The 22839-nt window shown below is 66.8% G+C and carries 20 protein-coding genes; 15 read left to right on the forward strand and 5 right to left on the reverse strand.

Annotated elements, in window-relative coordinates:
* Positions 1–8 precede the first annotated feature (8 nt).
* Positions 9–1463 (forward strand): phosphonoacetaldehyde dehydrogenase, encoded by a 1455-nt coding sequence (phnY, locus tag Q7V45_RS10950; RefSeq protein ID WP_304851511.1) that lies wholly within the window; start codon positions 9–11, stop codon positions 1461–1463.
* Positions 1464–1650: 187 nt separating this feature from the next.
* On the opposite strand, the gene Q7V45_RS10955 is transcribed toward phnY, so the two are convergent.
* Both Q7V45_RS10955 and Q7V45_RS10960 read right to left on the reverse strand, forming a co-directional pair.
* Positions 1651–2571, reverse strand: coding sequence for a DUF2950 domain-containing protein (locus Q7V45_RS10955; RefSeq protein WP_304851516.1), 921 nt, complete (start codon positions 2569–2571; stop codon positions 1651–1653).
* Entirely contained in the window at positions 2568–3812 is a 1245-nt protein-coding gene (locus tag Q7V45_RS10960; protein ID WP_304851519.1) for a DUF3300 domain-containing protein, read from the reverse strand. The genes Q7V45_RS10955 and Q7V45_RS10960 overlap by 4 nt, the downstream gene beginning before the upstream one ends.
* A gap of 243 nt (positions 3813–4055) precedes the next feature.
* Between Q7V45_RS10960 and Q7V45_RS10965 the strand changes: the two genes are divergently transcribed.
* Together Q7V45_RS10965 and Q7V45_RS10970 are read left to right on the forward strand one after the other, a co-directional pair.
* Positions 4056–4907, forward strand: a complete 852-nt coding sequence (locus tag Q7V45_RS10965) for a bile acid:sodium symporter family protein (RefSeq protein WP_304851521.1) — start codon at positions 4056–4058, stop codon at positions 4905–4907.
* 68 nt (positions 4908–4975) lie between these two features.
* Positions 4976–5800: an oxaloacetate decarboxylase gene (locus Q7V45_RS10970; RefSeq protein WP_304851524.1), complete on the forward strand. Its 825-nt coding sequence runs from the start codon at positions 4976–4978 to the stop codon at positions 5798–5800.
* 40 nt (positions 5801–5840) lie between these two features.
* Here Q7V45_RS10970 and Q7V45_RS10975 read toward each other — a convergent pair whose 3' ends face one another.
* Positions 5841–6221, reverse strand: a complete 381-nt coding sequence (locus tag Q7V45_RS10975; RefSeq protein WP_304851526.1) for a rhodanese-like domain-containing protein — start codon at positions 6219–6221, stop codon at positions 5841–5843.
* A 141-nt stretch (positions 6222–6362) separates the two neighbouring features.
* Here Q7V45_RS10975 and Q7V45_RS10980 point away from each other — a divergent pair, with 141 nt between their 5' ends.
* From Q7V45_RS10980 to Q7V45_RS10990, 3 genes are all read left to right on the forward strand, one after another.
* Positions 6363–7601 (forward strand): MFS transporter, encoded by a 1239-nt coding sequence (locus Q7V45_RS10980; RefSeq protein WP_304851528.1) that lies wholly within the window; start codon positions 6363–6365, stop codon positions 7599–7601.
* Positions 7602–7604: 3 nt separating this feature from the next.
* Positions 7605–7976: a RidA family protein gene (locus Q7V45_RS10985; RefSeq protein ID WP_304851530.1), complete on the forward strand. Its 372-nt coding sequence runs from the start codon at positions 7605–7607 to the stop codon at positions 7974–7976.
* A gap of 63 nt (positions 7977–8039) precedes the next feature.
* The gene (locus Q7V45_RS10990; protein ID WP_304851532.1) at positions 8040–9524 is read left to right on the forward strand and encodes an NAD(P)/FAD-dependent oxidoreductase; all 1485 of its coding nucleotides are present in this window, start codon (positions 8040–8042) and stop codon (positions 9522–9524) included.
* 202 nt (positions 9525–9726) lie between these two features.
* On the opposite strand, the gene Q7V45_RS10995 is transcribed toward Q7V45_RS10990, so the two are convergent.
* Positions 9727–10506 (reverse strand): 2-keto-4-pentenoate hydratase, encoded by a 780-nt coding sequence (locus Q7V45_RS10995; RefSeq protein WP_304851535.1) that lies wholly within the window; start codon positions 10504–10506, stop codon positions 9727–9729.
* A 33-nt stretch (positions 10507–10539) separates the two neighbouring features.
* Here Q7V45_RS10995 and Q7V45_RS11000 point away from each other — a divergent pair, with 33 nt between their 5' ends.
* The 8 genes from Q7V45_RS11000 to Q7V45_RS11035 all read left to right on the forward strand — a co-directional run bounded on the left by Q7V45_RS11000 (position 10540) and on the right by Q7V45_RS11035 (position 20042).
* Positions 10540–11358 carry an oxaloacetate decarboxylase gene (locus tag Q7V45_RS11000; protein ID WP_304851538.1) on the forward strand — a complete coding sequence of 273 codons (819 nt, stop codon included), beginning with the start codon at positions 10540–10542 and terminating at the stop codon, positions 11356–11358.
* 362 nt (positions 11359–11720) lie between these two features.
* On the forward strand, positions 11721–12767 hold the full coding sequence (locus Q7V45_RS11005; protein WP_304851541.1) for a putative 2-aminoethylphosphonate ABC transporter substrate-binding protein: 1047 nt from the start codon (positions 11721–11723) through the stop codon (positions 12765–12767).
* 100 nt (positions 12768–12867) lie between these two features.
* Positions 12868–13935, forward strand: coding sequence for a putative 2-aminoethylphosphonate ABC transporter ATP-binding protein (locus Q7V45_RS11010; RefSeq protein WP_304851544.1), 1068 nt, complete (start codon positions 12868–12870; stop codon positions 13933–13935).
* 13 nt (positions 13936–13948) lie between these two features.
* Entirely contained in the window at positions 13949–15637 is a 1689-nt protein-coding gene (locus Q7V45_RS11015) for a putative 2-aminoethylphosphonate ABC transporter permease subunit (RefSeq protein ID WP_304851548.1), read from the forward strand.
* Positions 15634–16776 carry an FAD-binding oxidoreductase gene (locus Q7V45_RS11020; RefSeq protein WP_304851551.1) on the forward strand — a complete coding sequence of 381 codons (1143 nt, stop codon included), beginning with the start codon at positions 15634–15636 and terminating at the stop codon, positions 16774–16776. Before Q7V45_RS11015 ends, Q7V45_RS11020 begins: the two co-directional genes overlap by 4 nt.
* A 29-nt stretch (positions 16777–16805) precedes the next feature.
* Positions 16806–18143 carry an aspartate aminotransferase family protein gene (locus Q7V45_RS11025; RefSeq protein ID WP_304851557.1) on the forward strand — a complete coding sequence of 446 codons (1338 nt, stop codon included), beginning with the start codon at positions 16806–16808 and terminating at the stop codon, positions 18141–18143.
* A gap of 18 nt (positions 18144–18161) precedes the next feature.
* Positions 18162–19136 carry an agmatinase gene (gene speB / locus Q7V45_RS11030; RefSeq protein ID WP_304851560.1) on the forward strand — a complete coding sequence of 325 codons (975 nt, stop codon included), beginning with the start codon at positions 18162–18164 and terminating at the stop codon, positions 19134–19136.
* A 57-nt stretch (positions 19137–19193) separates the two neighbouring features.
* Positions 19194–20042 (forward strand): alpha/beta fold hydrolase, encoded by an 849-nt coding sequence (locus tag Q7V45_RS11035; RefSeq protein ID WP_304851563.1) that lies wholly within the window; start codon positions 19194–19196, stop codon positions 20040–20042.
* Between the two features lie 203 nt (positions 20043–20245).
* Here the strand turns inward: Q7V45_RS11035 and Q7V45_RS11040 are convergent, their stop codons facing one another.
* Positions 20246–21391, reverse strand: coding sequence for an iron-containing alcohol dehydrogenase (locus tag Q7V45_RS11040; RefSeq protein WP_304851566.1), 1146 nt, complete (start codon positions 21389–21391; stop codon positions 20246–20248).
* A 53-nt stretch (positions 21392–21444) separates the two neighbouring features.
* On the opposite strand from Q7V45_RS11040, the gene Q7V45_RS11045 reads away from it, so the two are divergent.
* The gene (locus Q7V45_RS11045; RefSeq protein ID WP_304851569.1) at positions 21445–22839 is read left to right on the forward strand and encodes a M20 family metallopeptidase; all 1395 of its coding nucleotides are present in this window, start codon (positions 21445–21447) and stop codon (positions 22837–22839) included.

Genomic DNA, 22839 nt, shown 5'->3' on the forward strand with positions numbered 1-22839 from the left:
AGAGTTCCATGGACACCATCACCCGCACGGGCTCCGACGTCCGGCACGAGTATCTCCGCATCGCCGGCAGGAAGGTCGAGACGCAGGCGCGCCTGGAAGTGCGCTTCCCCTGGGACAACCGCCTGGTCGGCACCGTGCCGTGCGCCACGCCCGAGTTGGTCGCCGAGGCCTTCCAGATCGCCCACGACTACAAGCCGAAGCTCACGCGCTATCAGCGCCAGCAGATCCTGCTCAAGACGGCGGACCTGCTCGTTTCGCGCAAGGAAGAGCTGTCGCGCCTGATCACCCTGGAGTCGGGCCTCTGCCTGAAGGACTCCCTCTACGAGGTCGGCCGCGCCTACGACGTCTTCACCTTCGCAGGTCAGCTCTGCATGCTGGATGACGGGCAGACCTTCTCCTGCGATCTCACCCCGCACGGCAAGTCGCGCAAGATCTTCACCCTGCGCCAGCCGTTGAACGCGATTTCCGCGATCACCCCGTTCAACCATCCGCTGAACATGGTGGCGCACAAGCTGGCGCCGGCTTTCGCGACCAACAACTGCGTCGTGCTTAAGCCCACCGAGCTGACACCGCTCACCGCGCTGTTTCTTGCGGACACGCTTTACGAGGCCGGTCTGCCGCCGGAAATGCTGTCGGTCATCACCGGCAATCCGTCCGACATCGGCGACGCAATGATCGTCGATCCGCGCGCCGACCTCGTGACCTTCACAGGCTCAGTGCGGGTCGGCAAGTACATCGCCGAGAAGGCCGGCTACAAGCGCATCGTGCTTGAGTTGGGCGGCAACGACCCGCTGATCGTCATGGAGGATGCCGACCTCGACAAGGCGGCCGAGCTGGCCGTCGCCGGCGCCACCAAGAATTCCGGCCAGCGCTGCACTGCCGTGAAGCGCATCCTGGTGGTCGACAAGGTGGCCGATGCCTTCGTCGAGAGGGTGCTGGCCAAGGCGAAGAAGCTGAAGGCCGGCGATCCGCTCGATCCAGAGACCGATGTCGGCACCGTGATCCACGAACGCGCGGCGACGCTGTTCCAGAACCGGGTGAGCGAAGCGGTGGCGAAGCACGGCGCGAAGTTGCTGCACGGCAACGACCGCCAGGGTGCGCTCTTCCCGCCGACCGTCGTCGATCATGTCGACCCTCAGGCCGAACTGGTGCGCGAGGAGACCTTCGGCCCGGCGATCCCGATCATCCGCGTGAGGGACATCGCGCACGCCATCCAGGTCTCCAACGGCACCGCCTATGGCCTGTCGTCGGGTGTCTGCACCGACCGACTCGACTACATCACGAAGTTCGTCGACGAACTGCAGGTCGGCACGGTGAACGTCTGGGAAGTGCCGGGCTATCGCATCGAGATGTCGCCCTTCGGCGGCATCAAGGATTCGGGCCTCGGCTACAAGGAAGGCGTGCTCGAGGCGATGAAGAGCTTCACCAACGTGAAGACCTGGTCGCTGCCCTGGCCGGGCTGACACCGGCCAGCATTCCGAGGCCTATCGCAAAAAAAGTTTCCGTCGTCTCGACCGGAGCGCGCAGCGCGGAGTGGAGAGACCTTTTTTCCACTTGGAACCGTCAAATCGCGGAAAAAGGTCCCTCCACTCCGCTTCGCTCCGGTCGGGACGACGGGCAAGTGAGGCCCGCAGCCGGTAGCGCCCGCCGTCACGGTGGAGTCGTGTCGGCCTTCTCCCAGTTCTTGTCGGGATTGTAGACGTTGATGGCTGCGGCCTTGGTCGAGGTATCCGGGCCGAGGTCCTGCTCGTAGACCACGCCGTCCTGGTTGACCATGAAGGTCATGACGCCGGTGTCGTCGTAGCGGATCGGCCAGGCGAGGATCGCGAAGCCGCCGATCATCCGGCCTTTCACGAGATAATCGTACGCGCCGCCCGGCGCATCGGGGCCCTGAGCATAGAGCAGGCGGAAGCGGTAGCCGTAATAGCCGTCTTCGGTGCCGCCCTGGCCCTGGGCCTGCGCCGTCGCGAGCGCCGGGCCGATCGGGCTCTCCGGCTCTCCGGGTGCGGCATCCCAGTAAAGACCGTCCTTCTTGCCCGGCGAGCTGAGCAGTCGCCGGGCATAGACCGGCGAGCCCACCTTCATCGGGTCGAGCGCGGCATATTCATGCTCGGCATCGACCAGCGCCAGAAGGCTCTGGATAACCGACAACTCGTTGCGGCCGATCTGCCGGGCGGTGATCTCCTGGCGGCCCGCTTCGACGTCGAAGCGCCACTGGTCGCCATCCTTTACGAGCGGGATGGGACTGGTCCAGCCCGTCGTACCGACCTCGATCGTCGCCTTGTTGCCGTCGACCACGACCTTGTGGCCGGCATCCCATGCCTGGAGAAACTTCTCGCGCGTGCGCTCCTCGTCCTGGGGCCGGCCGAGGACGAAGTCGCGCCAGCCTGCGCCCAGCGCGGTGCTGACCGCCTTGTCGTCGTCGCGCCGGATCGCATCGGTCAGCGCATTGGCGGCAGCTTCGGGCGTCGGGAAGCCTTGCGGCTTCGCCGGCTGCGCGGAAACACCTGTTGCAAAGCCGACAGCCAGGACGAGGGCCAGAAACACCTTCGTGAACATTGAAGCGTTCATCGCCGTCCTCCTCCGTGGGCACCGCCGCCGGCGTGGCCACCTCCGCTGCGCGCAGCGCCTCCGCCAGCACGCGCGCCACCACCGCCGGAAGGATGGGACGTCGCCCGCGATTGCTGCGCCCGGCCGCGGGCGGCCTCGCGATTGACCTGCTGCCCGTTGTTGGTGCCGCGGATGGCCCCGCCACCACGCGACGCGCCGGCATGGTTCTGGAAATTGGGATGTTGCCCGCTGGCGGCGCGGTTCGTGATGTTGGGATGCTGCGCTGCGGCGCCGCCCGGGCGATTGGGAAGGTTGGGGCGGGCATTGGCCTGTCCGCCGGCGGGGCGGTTCTCGAGGCGGCCGCGGAATTCCTGGCGCTGGTCGGCGCCCGGGCGCACCTGGTTGAAGCGCTCACGGGTCGCGGGATCGCGATAGGCCACGCCCTTGCGATGGATCGGCTCGTGCTGCCAGCGGCCGTTATGGATGTTGTTGACGTTGAAGTTGCGGTCGATGTTGACCGCGCGATTGACGTTCACGTTGACGTAACTGTTGCCGCGTCCCCAGTTCCAGCCGCCGAAGATGGCGCCGGCGGCCGCGATCCCGACGCCGAACAGCAGGCCGGTAAGCAGCGCAGAACCGTAACCGTATCCTGGCGGTGGCGGATAGTAGGTCGGCGGGTAGGCCGGGTAGGGCCACGTCCCATAAACCGTGTTGGGATTGTAGGCGGGTACGTAGATCACTTCCGGATTCGTCGGGGCGATGACAATGGTCCGGTCGGCACCCGATCCCTGCGAGGTGACCGTCTGCTCCTTGCCGCTCTTCAGGTTTCCGGCGTCGGCCGCCTTGGCGCGCAGGCGCTGGATCGAATCGGCGACGTCCTGCTGCTGGGCGATCATCGCGTCGCCAACCTTCTGCATCCAGTCGAGATTGTCGCTGAGCTGGCTGAGGACCTGCGGGAAGGCGACCAGCGATTTCACGCTGACGTCCCAGCTCTTGTCCTTGACCGCGGCCACGGCGGCATCGCCCTTCAGGGCCGGATTGGCCTTGGACCAGCGGGCCGCCTCGACGACCTCCAGCGGATAGCTCGCCGCCATCAGGGACTGCGCGAGCAGGGCGTCGGGATAGAGCGCGATCGGCGCCAGAATCTGGTCGAGCTGCTCGGGCGTGAACGGCTTCTTGGCTGTGTCCTGTGCCAGCGCGGCTCGCGAAACGCCGGCCGCGAGCATGGCGGCAAGGGCGGTCATCAGGCTACGACGCTGCATGAAATTGTCTCCCCCGACCGCGGTCCGTCGACGATCCAGTCTGCTCTCATGGCAAACGCGGCGCGATCACGATCTATTTGTGCGCTTCCGCCGTGCCGCTGCAACAGAAATTGGCGCTTTCTGTGCGGCCAGCCCGCTCGGAAGCCAGGTCGCTGACCGGTCCGGGGTTACATCGAGCGCCGGGGAAGGGCCTGTGGAGCATTCATGGGCTGATGATTCGCTGACCATGCGATAGCCTCCGTCATGACCGTCGCACTTCTCGTTCTCCTCAAGATCACCGTCACGATCATCATCTTCGGCATCGGCCTCGATTCGACGCTGCACGACGCGGTCCGCCTGTTCAGGCATCCCGCGCTGCTGTTGCGCTCCCTGCTGGCCATGTACGTGCTGGTACCGCTGGCGGCCGTCGGGCTGGTCATTCTGCTGCCGCTACCGCCGGGGGCAGAAGCCGGTCTGCTGGTGCTCGCGGTCTCCGCCGGGGCGCCGCTGCTGCCGCGCAAGCTCCTGGGCATCGGTGACGGTGCGTACACCTTCAGCCTGGTTACAGTCTCGTCGGTACTGGCCGTGATCCTCGTGCCGTTTTGGCTGGAGATGCTCGGCCCGCTGTTCCCTCGACTGCCGCGCCTCGCGCCGGAGAGGACGGCGCTGATCCTGGGCGAGTCGTTTTTCCTGCCGCTGCTGGCGGGCATGGCGGTTCGCCGATTCTTTCCGAAGTTTGCAGCCTGGACCGGCGGACGGGTGGTCGGCCTGGCGGGATTGGCCATGACGCTGGCGGCGGTCGTGCTGTTGGCCGTGAACTGGCATGTGGTTCTCGAGGTCAGATGGCAGGGTATCGCGGCGCTCGCGCTCCTGATCCTGATGGCCCTGGTCATCGGCCACCTGGTCGGCGGCCCGCAGGAGGAAAACCGTTCGGCGCTCGCCGTCGCCTGCGCGACCCGCCACATCGGTGTCGCGGTGGCGGTCGCGACGTCGCTGCCCGGGGGACGTACGGCCGTCGTGATCTCGATCTACATCGCCGTCTCGGTGGCAATCACGCTGCCCTATACGCGGTGGCGCCGGGTCGTCGCGGCCAGACATGCGGCGACGTTGAGATAATCTCGATTGTCCGGCAGAGGGCGGACGAGACAAACTCGCCGGGTCATTCGAATGAGGGGAAGTGTTTCATGAGTGTCAGCCAGGCCGAGAAGGCCCGCAAGTTCCGCGTGCTCCATGAGAGGCCAGGCGCTTTCGTCATCGCCAATCCGTGGGATGCGGGTTCGGCACGCATCCTGGCGGGGCTGGGCTTCGAGGCGCTGGCGAGTTCGAGCGGCGCCAAGGCAGGCGTGCTGGGCAAGCGTGATGGAAGGGTATCGCGCGACGAGGCGCTGGCGAATGCGCGGCTGATCGTGAACGCGACTGACCTGCCGGTGGCCGCCGACCTCGAGAAAGGCTTCGGCGATTCGCCTGACGATGCAGCCGAGACGATCCGTCAGGCGGTGGGCGTCGGGCTGGTCGGCGGTTCGATTGAGGACGCGACCGGCAACCCAGACCAGCCGTTGTTCGACATCGAAACGGCGACGGCTCGCATCAAGGCGGCGGTCGATGCGGCGCGTTCGCTGCCGGTACCCTTCATCCTCTCGGCGCGCGCCGAGGGCTTCCTGCGCGGCAAGCCGGACCTGGGCGACGTGATCAAGCGCCTGCAGGCCTATGAGGCGGCGGGCGCCGATGTCCTGTTCGCGCCGGGCCTGCCCGATCTGGCGTCGGTCAAGAAAGTCTGCGGCGCGCTCCGCAAGCCCTTCAATTTCATGGTCGGCATCAAGGGGAAGTCGTTCAGCAAGGCCGAGCTCGAGGCGGCCGGCGTGAAGCGGATCAGCCTCGCCACCTCGCTCTATCGCGCCGCAATGACAGGCCTGATCGATGCGGCCACCGAGGTGAAGGAGCAGGGCACCTTCAGCTATCTCGACCGTGCGATCCCGACGGGCGAGCTCAATGCGTTCATGAAGGAATAGGCGGCAAGGCCCGTGTCCTGGCCGCCGACACTTCCCGGCGTCAGACCTTGTCGACCGCGCCGCCGCTGTCGACCCAGTCCTTGAAGGCGCCGAGGTTGAAGACGTTGGCGTAGCCGAAATCCTTCAGCACCTTGCCGCTCAGGGCCGAGCGGCCGCCGGAGGCGCAGTAGACGATCACGGTCTTGGCCTTGTCGAAAGCCTTGTCGTGCGCGGGCGATTCGGGGTCGGCGCGGAATTCCAGCATGCCGCGCGAGACGTGGACCGCGCCCGCGACCTTGCCGCTGTTCGCGACCTCGGCCGCGTCGCGCACGTCTACGACCAGCGTGTTGCCCTTGGCGATCATCTCCCTGGCCTGGTCCGGCGTGACCCTGGGCACGGCGGCATTCGCCGCTTCCATCATCTGCTTGACGTTCGTGGGCATCTATTCCTCCTTGCGGTGTCGGGCGTGCGCGATTGGGAATCCCAGTGAGGATTCTGGCCCTTCCTATAAGGTATCGCAAACCAGAAAGATGCGAGGAAACGGTCATGTCGTCTTTGCCCCGTCCCAACGAGCCGGGCTGAATTGGCCGGCCTGTTCTACGGCTGGCGGGTCGTCGCGGCCTGCTTCCTCATTGCGGCCGTCGCCTGGTCGCTGGGCCTCTTCGGATCGAGCGTCTACCTGCAGGCGGTGACCTCCACGCATGGCTGGCCGATTGCCGAGGTGGCATCGGCCATCACGCTGTTCTTCCTCGTGAGCGCGAGCCTCCAGCGCTTTGTCGGCCGCAGCATCGACCGCCGCGGACCGCGGCCCGTGCTGCTGCTGGGTCTCGCCAGCATGGCGGCGGGCGTGTCGCTGATCGGCCAGGTGTCGGCGCCGTGGCAACTCTATCCCTGCTTCGCACTGCTGGGCTTCGGCTGGTCCACACTGTCGATGACGGGCATCACCACCACGGTGGCGCCATGGTTCGAACGTCACCAGGGCCGCTCGATGACCCTGGCCATCATGGGCGCGAGCATCGGTGCCATTGCGGGCGTGCCGTTGCTGCTGCTGTCGATCGGTGAACTGGGCCTCGGGCGCGGTCTGATCGCGGCCGGCATCACGGCCGTACTGCTTCTGGGCCCCCTGATCGCGGTCGTGTTGCGCTATCGCGGTCCCGCCGATCTCGGCCTGCTGCGCGATGGCGAGGTGCTGCAGGCCGATGCCCCGCCCAAGGTCCATCTCGCCCCGATCGCCACGCCGGCCAATCGCCGCCTGCTCCTGTGGAGCGCAACCATCGCCTTTGCCCTCGGCCTCACCATCCAGATCGGCTTCATCACCCACCACGTCGCCCTGGCAGAACCGTTGATGGGGCGGGCCGGGGCCGGGCTGCTGGTCAGTGCCGCGGGCGTCACGGCCTTCATCGGCCGCCTCATCCTGGCGCGCATCGTCGACCACGTGGATGCGCGGAGGCTGGGCTGCTTCGTGATGATCGCGCAGGCGCTATCGCTGCTCGCCATCGCCTTCTGGCCGACCGTGCCGGTCCTCGTCGCGGCGAGCCTCGTCTATGGCTACGGCATCGGCCACGTGACGACGCTCGGTCCGATCGTGGTCCGGCGCGAGTTCGGTGCGGCGGCTTTCGGCACGACCTACGGCGCGGCCGCCACCGTGATCCAGCTCACCTCGGCGTTCGGGCCCGCGCTCTTCGGCTTCCTGCGCGACGGGTTCGGCGGCTACGGGCCGGGCTTCATCATCGCCGCCATCGTGACGCTCGTCGGCTGCGCATCCCTGTTCATTGGCGGCCGCGGTGGGCGCATAGTGCCGCCCGATGGGTCAGGGGGGTAAAACATGAGTGCCAGCGACATCACGCGCGTTCCCAATCCGAGGGTGCCGGCCAAATCCTCGGTCGCCGTCTGTCGGCTGCCGGGCGGCGGTGGCTTCCTGTGGGGCGTGGCGACCTCGCCGGACCGGACGCAGGACATCCGGGTCCAGACACTGGGCGCGCTGGGCGTCATCGACGGCTACCTGAAGGACGCGGGCCTCGACCGGACGCGCATCGTGAAGGCCGAGATCGTCGTCACCGACCACGACAACAAGCCCGCCTTCGACGAGGCGTGGGCCACCTGGATGCCCGCCAACCACGGTCCGGTCCGCTCCTTCGTCCAATCCGTCATGCCCGAGGGGGACCTGATCGAGATCATCGTCACGGCGGCGCTGTAGCGGCCGCCGGAGGGGGCGGAAAGGCGAGTTGCCAGTCGGAACGCTTTCCGCAATGAAGTTGGCATGGACACCATCATCTCCCCGGTAACAGCGCACGGAACGGCAACTGAACATCTCGACGTGCTGATCGTCGGGGCCGGACTTTCGGGCATCGGCGCCGCCTGGCATCTGCAGAAGAACTGTCCGGGCAAGCGCTATGCGATCCTCGAAGGGCGTGCCGCGAGCGGCGGCACCTGGGACCTGTTCCGTTATCCCGGCGTGCGATCGGATTCGGACATGTACACGCTGGGCTACCGGTTCCGGCCGTGGAAGGACGCCAAGGCGATCGCCGACGGCCCCTCGATCCTGAGTTACATCCGCGAGGTCGCGAGCGATCACGGCATCGACCGCCACATCCGCTACGATCATCGCGTCGTCGGCGCTTCGTGGTCGACGCCGGACGCCAGGTGGACGGTCGAGATCGAGCGCGGCGGGGAGCGCGTGTTCATTTCCTGCGGCTTCCTGTGGATGTGCAGCGGCTACTATCGCTACGAGGCGGGCTATCTGCCGGAGTTTCCCGGCATCGACGGCTTCAAGGGCAGGGTGGTGCATCCGCAGCACTGGCCGCAGGATCTCGACTATGCCGGCAAGAAGGTCGTGGTGATCGGCAGCGGTGCCACCGCGGTGACGGTGGTACCGTCAATGGCCGAGACCGCCAGCCACGTCACCATGCTGCAGCGCTCGCCGACTTACGTCGTGGCACGCCCGGCCGAAGACCCGGTCGCCAACAAGCTGAGGCGACGCCTGCCGCTCAAGCTCGCCTACATGCTGACGCGCTGGAAGAACGTGCTGATGGGCATGTATTTCTACCAGATGTGCAAGCGCAAGCCGGAGAAGGTGAAGAGCCTGATCCTGGGTGGCGTGCGCCAGATGCTGGGGCCTGACTACGACGTCGCCACCCACTTCACGCCGAAATACAATCCGTGGGACCAGCGGCTCTGCCTGGTGCCCGACGCCGACCTGTTCCGCGCCATCCGCAAGAACAAGGCATCGGTGGTCACCGACCAGATCGAGACGTTCACGGAGAAGGGCATCAAACTGAAGTCGGGTGCCGAACTCGAAGCCGATGTGGTGGTGACCGCGACCGGCCTGGTCGTGCAGCCGCTGGGCGGCGCGAAGCTGGTGGTCGACGGCAAACCGGTGAAGCCGTCGGATACGATGATCTACAAGGGCATGATGTATTCCGACGTGCCGAACCTCGCCTCGATCTTCGGCTACACCAACGCTTCGTGGACGCTCAAGGCCGACCTGGTGTGCGAGTATGTCTGCCGGCTCCTGAACTACATGGACCGCAAGGGCTTCACGAAAGCGGTCCCGCACAACAGCGACCCGACCCTCACCGAGGAACCGTGGGTCAATTTCTCGTCCGGCTATATCCAGCGCGCGCTGCCGCACCAGCCCAAGCAGGGCAGCAAGCGGCCATGGAAGCTCTACCAGAACTACGTGCTCGACCTGCTCACCCTGCGGCACGGCTCGCTGCGAGACAAGGCGATGGTGTTTTCGAAGTAGACCTTTCGCTCAAGACCCATTCGCCCTCATCCTGAGGAGACGTGCGAAGCACGTCGTCTCGAAGGATGGGCAACGGACGTGGTGCTCGTGCCCACCCTTCGAGATGCGCTTCTGCGAAGCGCTCCTCAGGGTGAGGTCGTCTGATGAAGCTAGAATGATGCCTGCCTAGCCTGAAAGGCTTGGGGCAAGCCGCGTCGCAGCTTCAGGTGAGGGAGACGGTGACCGATCCGAACGGGCCGAACTCTGCCACGTAGGTCTCGCCCGCTCGGGGCGCCAGCATGCCGGTGAGGGTGCCGGTACTCACCATCTGGCCTTCCTTCATCCCGACGCCGGTGCGCGACAGTTCGTTGGCGAGCCAGGTGAGGGGCACGATGGGATGGTCGAGCGCTGCCGCCGCGGTCCCCCTGCGGCGCACGCGGCCATCGGAGGAGAGGGTGGCTTCCTGACCCGCGATGTCGCGGTTCCGCCAGTCCTCGATGGCGGGGCCATGGATGATCGTGCCGGAGCCGGCACCGTCGGCCAGGATGGCGGGCAGCGGCGGAAACGACGCGTCGTGGACGAAGCGGCACTCGGCCAACTCCAGCCCGGGATGAAGCGAGGCGACCGCGTCGGTCACCTCCTCCTCCGAGTACGGCCTCTCTCGCGGCGGCAGGTCCCGGCCGAGCTTCGCCTGGTACTCGACCTCGGGGATCGGGCTCGCGAGCCTCGCGTGCACGGCGGTGTACGGCGTCTCCGTCACGAAATGGACGCGGCCGTAGATCGGCGAGTCGGTCCGCAGCGCCTGCTGCATCTCCTCCTTCATCGCCGCGATCTTCCAGCCCAGCACCGGCCAGCCCAACTCCTCGGCAACCATGCCCGCGATCTTGTATGCCGTCGCCTTGTCCGCCGGCACGAGATGCGGGGCGAGGCCGCTCTGGCTGCGCTGCTCGCGGCGCAGGGAGGCGAGGAGGCGGGCGAGTTCCCGTTGCGCGGTCGTGTCCATCGGTGTTCCTTAGCAGAAAGCGGAGGAAGCGGGATGCGCAGCCAGGCTGAAAAGGGACGGGTGTTTCGCCAATTGCATGAGCGGCCCGGCCTGCTGCTTCTCCCCAATCCATGGGATGCGGGGACGGCCAGGCTGCTGGAGTCGCTCGGCTTCGAGGCGCTGGCCACGACCAGCCTCGGCATGTCGAACGCGTTGGGCCGCGTCGACGGCGACAATGCGGTGAGCCGCGCCGAGCTCCTGGAGAACTGCCGCGTGATCGCGGGCGCCACCGACCTGCCGGTGAATGCCGATCTCGAGAACGGCTATGCCGACGATCCCAAGGAGGCCGCCACCATCCTGCGCGACGCGGCGGCGGCCGGAATCGTCGGCGGCTCGATCGAGGATTGGAGCGGCGAGAATATTTACGATTTCAACCACGCCGTGGAGCGTGTGGCGGCCGGCGCCGAGATGGCGCGGTCGCTGGACGTGCCCTTCACCTTCACCGCCCGGGCCGAGAACCTGATCCGTGGCGTGAAGGACCTCGACGACACGATCCGGCGCCTGCAGGCCTTCGAGAAGGCCGGCGCCGATGTTCTTTATGCGCCGGGCCTCCATGACCTTTCGACGATGCGCACCGTGGCGTCGGAGGTAACCAAGCCGCTGAACGTCGTGATGAGCGCCGGCGATCCGGACCTGACGGCGGAGCAGATCGCGGCGACCGGCGTGAAGCGGATCAGCGTCGGCGGTGCGCTCTCCCGTCTTGCCCTGGCGGCCTTCATGAAGGGGGCGAAGGACATGAAGGCCGGCAGCTTCCGGTGGATGCGCGAGACGATGCCGACCAGTGAGCTGAAGAAGGTGTTCTCACTGAAATGAAGCGCAAGGCGAAGACTGGCCCCGCTCTGGCGCGGAGCTTGCTAGGCTGACGGCCCTGAGACCACAGACGATCAACGTGATCGTGAACACCCTGGTCAGGGCGGCACTGGTGGGCAAGTCTGCCGACGCCGCGCAAGGTGGCATCCTGTGGCTCCTGCGACGGACCAGGCGTGACTCTCCTGAAGCGGTGCGGGTCGAGGAACAGGTCGTCCGACGAGGGCTGGTTGCCGTCGACATTAAATTGTCTGGGGACGGTTGAGAAGGCCGCGTGCACGCGGTGGCGGGAAGTGTAACATAAAGGTCATGAATGGCCTGTAGCAGCAGACGTTCGACAGGGGTTGAAGACCAGGGGGCTAAGGAAAATGATCGATCGCACCATCTTGAGGCGCGCCACATTGGCGGGCGCCGCCGCACTCGCCATGTTCGGCCTGGCATCGCCGGCCTTCGCGCAGAAGACCAGGCTCACCGTCTACACCGCGCTGGAGAACGACCAGCTCGATCCGTTCAAGAAGGCCTTCGAGGCCGACAATCCAACGATCGAGATCGCCTGGGTGCGCGATTCGACCGGCGTCGTCGCTGCCAAGCTGATGGCCGAGAAGGACAATCCGCGCGCCGACATCATCTGGGGCCTCGCCGCCTCCAACGTCGGCCTGATGGCCTCGATGGGCATGCTCGAGCCGTACACGCCGGCCGGGGCCTCCGCGCTCAATCCGATGTTCCTGAGCGGCAAGTCGCCCCAGACCTGGGTCGGCATGGACGCCTATCTCTCGCTGGTCTGCTTCAACACGGCGGAAGGCAAGAAGGGCAACAAGCCGGTCCCGACGAGCTGGGCCGACCTGATCAAGCCGGAATACAAGGGCTCGATCGTGATGCCGAACCCGGCTTCGTCGGGCACCGGCTACCTCACCATTGCGGCATGGCTGCAGATCATGGGTGAGGAAGCGGGCTGGAAGTACATGGACGCGCTCCACCAGAACATCGCGCAATACATCCACTCGGGCTCGGCGCCCTGCGTCCAGGCGGCCAAGGGCGAGCGCCTGATCGGCATCGGCCTCGACACCCGTGGCGCCTCCGAGAAGACCAAGGGCGCGCCGCTCGAGCTGGTGGTCCCCAAGGAAGGCCTGGGCTGGGAGCTGGAAGTCACCGCGATCGTCAAGGGCACGAAGAATCTCGACGCCGCCAAGAAGCTCGCTGACTGGGCGGCTTCCAAGAAGGCCAACGAGCTCTACGCCAAGACGTATCCCATCGTCGCCTATCCGGGCGTCGCCAACACGCCGCCGAACTATCCGCCGAACCTCGAAAAGGTGATGGTGAAGAACGACGTCGAGTGGATGGCCAAGAACCGAGACCGAATCCTGGCGGAGTGGACGAAGCGCTACGACGGCAAGTCCGCGCCCAAGGCCAAGTGACGGGACCAGTTCCGTTCAGGGCGCGTCATCCCGAGCGTCGCGAGGGATCTTTCGTGAGTCGCAAGGATCCTTCGCTTCGCTCAGGATGACAGTAGCTGCCATGACGAACTATCTAGAGGTCCGCAACCTCTCCAAGCGGTTCGGCGATTTCTCGGCCCTCGGCGACGTCTCGCTCGACGTCGTCGAGGGCGAGTTCGTCTGCTTCCTCGGCCCCTCGGGCTGCGGGAAGACGACGCTGCTGAGGGCCATTGCCGGCCTCGATCCACAGACCTCCGGCACGATCCGCCAGAAGGGGCGGGACGTCTCGGCCCTGCCGCCCGCGCAGCGTGACTTCGGCATCGTGTTCCAGTCCTACGCGCTGTTCCCCAACCTGAGCGTCACCGACAATGTCGGCTACGGGCTGGTGAGCCGCCGCCAGAACAGGGCTGCGATCCTGAAGCGAGTCACCGAACTGCTGGCGCTGGTCGGCCTGCCCGATGCCGGCCCGAAATATCCCGCCCAGCTCTCCGGCGGCCAGCAGCAGCGTGTGGCGCTGGCGCGCGCGCTCGCGACCTCGCCGGGCCTGCTGCTGCTCGACGAGCCGTTGTCGGCACTGGATGCCCGCGTACGTCTCAGGCTGCGTCACGAGATCAAGGCGCTGCAGCGCACGCTGGGCGTCACCACCATCATGGTGACGCACGACCAGGAGGAGGCTCTGACCATGGCCGACCGCATCGTGGTCATGAACCACGGCGCCATCGAGCAGGTCGGCACGCCGCAGGAGATCTACCGCCGGCCGGCGACCGCCTTCGTGGCCGACTTCGTGGGCTCCATGAACTTCCTCGCCGGAACCTTGATGGCGCCCGACAAGGTGCGGGTGGCCGGTGTCGATTTCGACTGCCCGGTCCAGGCCGGGCTGGCGCCCGGCCAGAAGGTGAGCCTCTGCATCCGGCCCGAGGATGTGCGGGTGCGCGACCTGCCGGCCGACATCGTCAACCGCGTGCCGGTCGAGGTGGCGGAGCTGGATTTCGTCGGCGCGTTCTGCCGCGCCACCCTGCGTGCGCAAGCCGCCGCGGACGTCGCATTGACCGCCGACTTCTCCAGCAACCTGATTCGCGATCTCGGTGTCGACATCGGCACGAAGCTCGACATCGCCCTGCCGCCCGATCGGCTCAGGGTCTTCGCCTGATGAGGACCGGGCGTTGAGCCTCGCCGTGCCGGGGTTGAGGATCGGCCTGTCGCGCGACGACCTCATGATGCGTGCCGGTGTGGTGCTGCTGGCGGGCCTGTTGCTGGTCATGCTTGGCCTGCCGTTGTGGGCGCTGCTCGCCAAGGGCTTCGAGGACCGCGACGGCAAGTTCGTCGGGCTGGCCAATTACATTTCGTACTTCTCCACGCCGGCGCTGTTCCAGTCGGCCCTGAACAGCCTTCAGGTCGCGTCGATCACAACCGCGATCGTCGTGCCGCTGGCCTTCCTCTACGCCTATGCGCTCACGCGCACGGTGCTGCCGATGCGCTGGCTGTTCCAGGGCATCTCGCTGATTCCGATCTTCGCGCCCTCGCTGCTGCCGGGCATTGCGCTGATCTACCTGTTCGGGACGCAGGGCTTCTTCAAGGCGCTGCTGGGCGATGGCTCGATCTACGGCATCGACGGCATCGTGATCGCGCAGGTCTTCTACTGCTTCCCGCATGCCACGCTGATCCTGACGACCGCGCTCGCCACCGCCGACGCCCGCCTCTACGAGGCCGCCGACGTGCTGGGCGCCTCCAAGCGCCGCGTGTTCTTCACGGTCACTTTGCCGGGTGCCAAGTACGGGCTGATCAGCGCTGCGCTGGTCGTGTTCACGCTGGTGATGACCGACTTCGGCATCGCCAAGGTGATCGGCGGCAACTTCAATGTCCTTGCCACCGACGTCTACAAGAAGGTGATCGGCCAGCAGGATTTCTCCATGGGCGCCGTCGTCGGCATGGTGCTGCTGGCGCCGGCCGCACTGGCCTTCCTGGTCGACCGGCTGGTGCAGCGCAAGCAGGTGGCGCTGCTGACCGCGCGCGCCGTGCCGCTGGTGCCGCGGCCCAAGTTCGCGCGCGATCTCTTCTTCACGCTGTTCTGTCTGTTGGTCTCGGCCGCCATCCTCGCCATCCTCGGCATGGCGATCTGGGGCTCGCTGATCAAGTACTGGCCGTACAATCTCAGCCTCACCCTCGACAACTACGACTTCGCCAAGTTCGATTCCAACGGCTGGGATTCCTACTGGAACTCGGTGCGCATGGCGCTGGGGGCGGCGGTCTTCGGCACGGTGCTGATGTTCACCGGGGCCTGGCTGAACGAAAAGACGCGCGGCTTCGGCATGATGCGCGGGGTCGTGCAGTTCCTCGCCTTCCTGCCGATGGCGGTACCGGGCCTCGTGCTGGGCCTGGGCTACATTTTCTTCTTCAACGCGCCCAACAATCCGCTCAACTTCCTCTATGCCACCATGGGCATTCTGGTGGTGAACACGGTGGCGCATTTCTACACGGTGGGCCATCTCACGGCGACGACGGCGCTGAAGCAGATCGACCCGGAGTTCGAGGCTGTATCGGCGTCGCTCAAGGTGCCGGTCTGGCGGACCTTCACGCGCGTGACGGCGCCGATCTGCCTGCCGGCCATCCTCGACATCGCGATCTACCTGTTCGTGAACGCCATGACGACCGTGTCGTCGGTGATCTTCCTCTACGCCCCCGACACCAAGCTCGCCTCGGTGGCGGCGGTGAACATCGAGGAGGCGGGGACGACCGCTGCCGCGGCGGCGCTCTGCGTCGTGATCGTGCTCACTTCCGCCGCGGTCAAGGCCGCCCACCTGATCGCCGACCGCTTCCTGTTCGCCCGCCTGCAGGTCTGGCGACGGCGATGAAGTCAGATGTCGTGGTGATCGGGGGCGGGGCGATGGGATCGTCCGTCGCTTACCATCTGAAATCCGATCCTTCCTTTGCGGGAACGGTGACCGTGGTCGAGCGCGATCCGGCCTATACGCGGGCCTCGTCTGCCCTGTCGGCCAGTTCGATTCGTCAGCAGTTCTCGACGCCGCTCAACATCCATCTGTCGCGCTTCGGGATCGGCTTCCTGCGGCGATCCCGCGAGTTGCTGGGCGTCGATCTCGGTCTCCGGGAGCCCGGTTATCTCTTCCTCGCGAGCCCGGCCGGGGAGGCCGTGTTGCGCGCGAACCATCATGTGCAGAAGGGCGAGGGATGCTCGGTCGAACTCCTCGATCTGGCGGCGTTGAAGACCCGCTTTCCCTGGATCTCGGAGGAGGGGCTGGCGCTCGGCTCTCACGGCACGGCCAATGAGGGCTGGTTCGACGGGCCGTCCCTTATGCAGGGCTTCCGGCAGACGGCGCGCGCCCTCGGCGCGATCTACGTTGCCGACGAGGTCGTGTCGTTCGATGCCGGCGGCGTCGATCTGAAGGAGGGCGGGCGGCTGGAAGCGCGTACCGTCGTGTTGGCGGCGGGACCGTGGTCCGGCGAGGTGGCGGCACGATCTTGTATCGCACTACCGGTCGAGCCACGCCGGCGTTCGGTCTTCGTCTTCGACGTCCGCGAGGCGCCGGGCCTGACGCCGCTCACCATCGACCCGTCGGGCACCTGGTTCCGGCCGGAGGGTCGCTTCTACATCGCCGGCACCACGCCGGCCGAGGGCAATGATCTGCCCGGCGCGCCGCTCGAGGTGCAGCACTCCGAATGGGACGAGATCGTCTGGCCGACCCTGGCCGCCCGCGTGCCGGCCTTCGAGGCGGCCAAGGTCGTGAACTCCTGGGCGGGCTACTACGAGTACAACACGTTCGACCAGAACGGCATCGTGGGCCGGCATCCGGAAATCGAGAATCTGATCTTCGCCACGGGCTTCTCCGGCCACGGCATCCAGCAGTCGCCGGCCGTGGGCCGCGCCGTCGCCGAGCTGATCGTGCATGGGAGCTATCGCACCCTCGACCTCAGTCCTTTTGGTTATGACCGCCTCTCCGCCGGCCGGCCTATCCGGGAACTCAACGTCGTGTGATACTCGGGGCCTCACGCGAGGAGAGTGACGTGCCCGATCAAGCGCTGGTGAATTCGGATCTGCAATCGGCCCTGACGGAGGCCAGGCAGGCCTATGTCGACCGCAATCCCAAGAGCTTTGCCCGCCATCAGGATGCCTGCGTTGCCATGCCCGGCGGCAACACCCGCACCACCTTGCACAATTCGCCGTTTCCGCTGACCGTCGTCCGCGGCGAGGGCTGCCGGCTGTGGGACGCTGACGGCCACGAATATATCGACGTGCTGGGCGAATATACCGCCGGCATCTACGGCCACTCCCATCCGGTGATCCGCGCCGCCATCGACCGCGCGCTGAACCACGGCTGGAACTATGGCGGCCGCAACGAGAACGAGAGCAAGCTCGCCCAGCTGATCGCCGACCGCATGCCGTCGATCGACCTGGTGCGCTTCACCAACTCCGGCACCGAGGGCAACGTGATGGCGCTGGCCGGCGCCCGCGTCTTCGCCCAGCGCAAGGGCCGGACCAAGGCCACCAAGGTCATGGTCTTCCATGGCGGCTATCACGGCGGCGTGCTCTACTTCGTAAGCGGCGGCAGCCCCGTGAACATGCCCTACGAGTATGTCGTGGCGCCCTACAACGACATCGAGGGCACCCGGACGCTGCTGGCCAAGCACGGCGAGGAGCTGTTTGCCGTCCTGCTGGAGCCGATGCAGGGCAGCCATGGCTGCCTGCCGGGCGACGTCGAGTTCCTGAAGGCGGTGCGCGAGGAGACCAAGGCGCGCGGCATCACCATGATCTTCGACGAGGTCATGACCTCGCGCCTCTCGCCGGGCGGCCTGCAGGCCAAGCACGGCGTGATCCCCGACATGACGACGCTCGGCAAGTATATCGGCGGCGGCATGTCGTTCGGTGCCTTCGGCGGCAAGCGCGAGATCATGGAGCTGTTCGACCCGACCAAGCCGGACTCGCTGCCGCATGCCGGCACGTTCAACAACAATGCGCTGACCATGGCGGCGGGCGTCGCGGGCTATGGCGAGGTCTACACGGCGGAGGCCGCCAAGGAATTGAACGACCGCGGCGACAAAATCCGCGAGCGTTTGAACGAAATCTGCCGGAAGGCGGGCGTGGCTTTCCAGTTCTCCGGCATCGGCTCGATGATGACGGCCCACGCCACGGCGCGACCGATCAAGATGGCGGCGGACATCGCCTCGTCGAACCAGGACGCGAAGGAACTGTTCTTCTTCGACATGAGCGCCGCCGGCATCTGGATCGCCCGCCGCGGCTTCGTGGCGCTGAACATCATGATCGGTGAGGCCGAGGGCGCCCGCTTCGTGGCGGCCGTCGAGGAATTCGTTTCGGCGCGAAAGGCCCTTTTGCAGCCGTCGTAACGGCTTACAGTGGGGGGGATGACCAGAAGCCAGGACTTCCCCCAGCCGGTCGCCGGCACCGTGGTGCCGCGCTTCGGCGACGTCGCCACCTTCATGCGCCTGCCGCTGTTCCGCGACCCGGCGGAGGTCGAGATCGGCATGGTGGGCGTGCCGTGGGATGGTGGCACGACCAACCGTCCCGGCGCGCGGCATGGGCCGCGCCAGATGCGCGACCTCTCGACGATGATGCGGCGCATCCACCACGTGACGGGCGTTGCCCCCTACGAACTGGCCCGGTGCGGCGACCTGGGTGACGCGCCGGTCAATCCCGCCAGCCTCGACGATTCGCTCGACCGCATCGAGAAGCACTATGCCAGGCTGCATGCCGCCGGCGTGGTGCCGCTGTCGGCCGGCGGCGACCACCTGATCACGCTGCCGATCATGCGCGGCATCCGCAAAGGCCTGCCGCCACTCGGCATGGTCCATTTCGACGCCCACAGCGACACCTGGGACACCTACTTCGGCGGCTTCAAGTACACGCACGGCACGCCGTTCCGCCGCGCCGTGGAGGAGGGGCTGCTCGACCCGAAGCGGGTGGTGCAGATCGGCATCCGCGGCTCGCTCTACAAGGCCGACGACAACCAGTGGGCGCTCGATCAAGGCATGCGCGTCATCACCATCGAGGAGTATTTCGACCTCGGCGTCGAGAAGGTGATCGCGGAGGCGCGCCGCGTCGTCGGCACCGGCCCGACCTATGTGAGCTTCGATGTCGACGGCCTCGACCCCGCCTATGCGCCGGGCACCGGCACGCCCGAGATCGGCGGGTACACCCCGCACGAGGCGCAACGCATGCTGCGCGGCCTGCGTGGCCTCGACCTGGTCGGCGGCGACGTCGTCGAAGTGTCGCCGCCCTTCGACATGAGCGGCAACACCGCGCTCGTGGGCGTCACGATGATGTGGGAGATCCTCTGCCTGCTCTCCGAATCGGTGGCGAAGCGGAAGGGGCGCATCTGACGGTCCGCGCCCGGGCGGGGATGGCGTCCGTCCGGGTGACGGCGCTATCCTCGGAGTATGCGCGCCTTGATCCTGAGCCTCCTGTTGGCCTTCGTCGCCTCGTCCGTCTCGGCCCAGCCGGTGCCCCGCTGGATGGCCTTGCCGCCCACACCCTCGTTGCCGCCGGCCGTCAGCAGCGGCCATGCGCCGGTGAACGGCATCTCGATCTGGTACGCCACCTTCGGCAGTGGGCCGCCGGTGATCCTCCTGCATGGCGGCCTGGCCAACTCGAACTACTGGGGCCACCAGGTTCCCGAACTGGCGAAGACCCACCGGGTGATCGTCATCGACAGCCGCGGCCACGGGCGTAGCACGCGCGACGCCCGTCCCTACGGCTACGCGCTGATGGCCTCGGACGTGGTCGGCCTGATGGACTATCTCGGCGTGCCGCAGGCGGCGGTGGTCGGCTGGAGCGATGGCGCCATCATCGGGCTCAGCATGGCCATGACCCATCCGCAGCGTGTGTCGCGGCTCTTCGCCTTCGCCGCCAATTCCGACCCGAGCGGCGTCAAGGACGTGGACAAGAGCCCCGTGTTCATGGCGTTCATCGCGCGCGGCGAGAAGGAGTACGAGGCGCTCTCGGCCACGCCCCGCGAGTACAAGACGTTCGTCGAGGAGATCAGCCGGATGTGGGCGACGCAGCCCAACTGGACGGCGGCCGATCTCGCCGGCATCAAGGTCCACACTTGGATCGTCGACGCCGATCACGACGAGGCGATCAAGCGGGAGAACACCGAGTTCATGGCGGGGGCGATCCCCAGGGCGGGGCTGCTGCTGCAGCCCGAAGTCAGCCACTTCTCGATGCTGCAGGCGCCGCAGCAGTTCACCGACGACGTGAAGCGCTTCCTAGACCGGAAATGGGACTGACCTCGAGCATCATGATTTGACACGCGGTCGTGTGCTCGTTCCGACCCTGCGCCCCGCGACTTTGTCAGGGAGCGCAACCGAAACAAACGAAATAGACGAAACAAATGAACGGGAAACCCCCGGGGAGCGATTCCCGGGGTTTTGGGGGCGCCAAGCCGCAACGTGCAGCCTGGACGCCATCGCCCAGCTGCTCCAATCGTCCGCTAGGCGGCCAACTCCAGGATCTCCTTGACCTCGGCGGGCGTCGGGATCGGGCGCGGGTTGCGCGGCACCCAGGGGGTGCCCATCGCCTGCTGGGCGATGCGGTCGAAATGCTCGCGGCCGATCTTCACGTCGGACAGGGTGCGCGGCATGTCGAGGCCGCGGATGAAGCGGTCGAGCACGTCGCCCGCATCCTCGCCGGGATGCCCCATCGCGGCGGCGATCAAGGCCTGGCGGTCGGCATTGGCGGGTTTGTTCCAGCGCATCACCCACGGCAGCATGATGCAGGACGTGTGGCCGTGGGGGACGTCGAACACGGCGCCCAGCACGTAGCCGATTCCGTGGCTGGCGCCCATCGGGACGCCGGCGGCAATGCCGGTCATGGAGAGCCAGGCGCCGGTCTGGCAGTCGAGGCGGGCGGCCATATCTGAAGGATCGGCCATCACCCGGGGCAGCCCGCGGGCGAGCAGCGACAGGCCGTGCAGCGAGGAGGCGTTGCTGTACTCCGTCGATTCTCTGGAGCAGACGCCTTCGACGCAGTGATCCACGGCACGGATGCCGGTCGAGAGCAGCAGCCACATCGGCGTATGGCGCGTGACCTCGGGGTCGAGGATGACGGCCTGCGGGATGGTGAGGGGATGGCGGAACATCTCCTTCACCTTGGTGGCCTCGTTGGTGACGCCGGCGATGGCGGAGAACTCGCCGGCCGAGAGGGTGGTCGGGATCGAGATCTGGCGCACGGTCGGCGGCGTCACGTCCGCCTGGCCGCGAATCCTGTCCATTTCTTCGGGCGTGCGAACGTCGTTCGACAGGCAGAGCTGGACGGCCTTGGCGGCGTCGGTGATCGAGCCGCCGCCGAGGGTGACGATCAGGTCGGCGCCAGCGGCGCGGGCCTGTTCGGCGGCCGCGATCACGGCACTGCGGGGTGAATGCGCCGGCATCCGGTCGAAGGTCCCGACGCACTTGTTGCCCAGCGCCCGGCGCAGCTTCTCGATCTCGTCGGTCTCGCGGTTCAGCGTGCCGCTCACCATCAGGAAGACGCGGCTCGCGCCCTGGCGCTCGACCAGTTCGGCGACCGCCTCGGCGGCCGGCCGCCCGTAGACCACTTCTTCCATTTTGCTGAAAACGACGCGGCCCGAAGCGGTCATGCTCATCTCCCTGTATTTTGCTATCGTGCCGAGGAAAACAGGCAAGGGAAAGCATGACCGGGACACGGGATGGCGCGATCGCCCGCGCAGAGAAATATTTCGACGAGGGCGGCTTCCTCGAGGAGCTGCAGCGGCGGGTGGCCATTCCGACGACCAGCCAGGAGGAGGGCTCGATGCCCGCCCTGCAGCAATACGTCTCCGGCGAGATGACCGACTCCCTGCAGAAGCTGGGCTACGAGTGCACCGTGCTGGCCAACCCGCGCACGGAGTACGGCCCCTTCCTGATCGCCCGCCGGGTCGAGGATCCCGCCAAGCCGACAGTGCTGACCTACGGCCATGGCGACGTGATCCGCGGCCAGGAGGAGCAGTGGCGTTCCGGCCTGTCGCCCTGGAAGATCGTGATCGAGGGCGACAGGATGTATGGCCGCGGCACGGCCGACAACAAGGGCCAGCACACGATCAACATCGCGGCGCTGGCCTCCGTCATGCAGGAGCGCGGCTCGCTGGGCTTCAATTCGACGATCCTGATCGAAACCGGCGAGGAGACGGGCTCGCCCGGCCTGGCGGACTTCTGCAAGGCCAACAAGGACGCCCTCAAGGCCGACGCCCTGATCGCGTCAGACGGGCCGCGGCTCGATCATCGCCGGCCGACCATCTTCGGCGGCACGCGCGGCACGCTGAATTTCAACCTCTCGCTCACCCTGCGCGAGGGCGGCCACCACTCGGGCAACTGGGGCGGCCTGCTGGCCAATCCCGGCATCATCATGGCCCATGCCCTGGCCACGATCACTGACGAGCGGGGGCAGATCAAGGTGCCGGAGTGGCGGCCCAAGACGCTGACCAATTCGATCCGGGCGGCACTTGCCGACGCCCATGTCGATGCGGGCGAGGGCGCGCCGGAGATCAACGAGGACTGGGGCGAGAAGTCGCTGACCCCGGTCGAACGCGTGTTCGGCTGGAACAGCTTCGAGGTCCTGGCCTTCAAGACCGGCAACCCCGACCGGCCGGTCAACGCGATCCCGCCCAGCGCCGTCGCCTACTGCCAGCTGCGCTTCGTCGTCGGCACCGATCCGCACGACATCATCCCGGCGCTGCGCCGCCATCTCGACAGCCACGGGTTCGGCATGATCGGGATCGAACAGGCGCGCGACGTGATCATGAACGCGACGCGTCTCGATCCCGAGAATCCCTGGGCGCGGTTTGCCTCCGGCTCGATCGAGAAGACGGCGGGCCGGAAGCCGAACATGCTGCCCAACCTGGGTGGTTCGCTGCCCAACGAGGTGTTCACCGACATCCTTGGCCTTCCCACCGTCTGGGTGCCGCATTCCTACGCCGCCTGCTCGCAGCATGCGCCGGACGAGCACCTGCTGGCGCCGGTGGCCCGCGACGGACTCAGGCTGATGACCGGCCTGTTCTGGGATTTGGGTGCGCAGGGCCGGCCGGGGTAA

The organism is Reyranella sp., assembly GCF_030651995.1.
GTDB lineage: Bacteria > Pseudomonadota > Alphaproteobacteria > Reyranellales > Reyranellaceae > Reyranella.